General features: G+C 35.1%; 1 protein-coding gene. It reads right to left on the bottom strand.

Translation table 11 applies throughout. From position 1 onward, the window contains the following. Positions 1 to 113 precede the first annotated feature (113 nt). A complete protein-coding gene (locus BLS46_RS09770; RefSeq protein WP_257367398.1) occupies positions 114 to 1,043 on the bottom strand; it encodes a replication initiation protein in 930 nt (309 codons plus the stop codon). Between the last annotated feature and the right edge of the window lie 61 nt (positions 1,044 to 1,104).

A 1,104-nucleotide genomic window follows, 5' to 3' on the forward strand; every position in this document is an offset into this window, starting at 1 on the left:
TGCTCAGCTTCTTCTACTTGCCTTAATAATCTATTTCTTTCAGCTTTTAATTTTTCGATATCGTTTATTAGTTCTGCTCTTTCTGTCATTTTGTTGTTCCTTTTCTGCGTTCATTAGTCTAAAAAATCATAAATGTCTGTTTGAACTTCATGAGATTCTGAACTATTCAGTCTAGCCAACATTTCTTGCTTTTTGCGTTCCAATTCGGCTTTTGTCTCTTCGCTTGTCATGTTCACGTAATCAGTATTTGACCAACTAGGCACGTTTGACTTGCTTTTCTGCTTATATTTTGGCTTATTAAATTTATTTGGAACATACGATTCGGACATTTCAGGATTCCAAGTGAACTCGTAGCCTAGAACTGGATTGCCACGCTTGTTTGACTTGATTTTTTTAACCTTTAGATTTTGGAAATAAGGGGAAAGTTGGCTCAGAATAGGTTTTAATACAAGTCTATCAATCTCACTAGGTCTATATGTTTTCGGGGTATCTAATATCCGTTTCAAATCCTCAACAGAGAACTCTTTCTGTCCCAGTGTTCTCCATTGCTTGAGAAGTCTATACATAGTTTTGGCATAGGTTGAGCGAATGGAGGTAAATTCTTCTAGCTCATACCGTGTAAACTGAGTTTCTAGCTTGTTCAAAATATAGTCAAAATTGGCGGACACCTTAACTTCGATTGTCCGTTTCTCTAAGTCCACCTCAAATATTTCAAACAAAGTCATTACTCTAAATTTTCTCTCAGATTGCTCAAAGTAAGTTAGCTGTCCAATTTTTTTAACTGCTGTAGTTATCGTCTCTTCCCAACGATACTTTCTAGATGAACTAGCAAGTGACTTTAACTCGTCAGTATCAAACACGAGCTTTTTCAAACCTTGTTCTTTTGCTTTTGTCAGTATCGTGAAAAAGAAATTCATCTCTTCTGCAGTCCATGTCCGCATAACAACTGTATTTAAATCATTGTGATATTTTACTACCTCGCCAGTCATAAAGACACCTCCGTTTATTGTCTTTATAATATCATACTTTAAATTAAAAGACAATATATATCTTGTATTTAAATATGCACATTTTGTACCCTAAGTCTGCACATTTTGTACCCTA

It is taken from the genome of Streptococcus sp. NLAE-zl-C503 (assembly GCF_900104285.1).
GTDB lineage: Bacteria > Bacillota > Bacilli > Lactobacillales > Streptococcaceae > Streptococcus.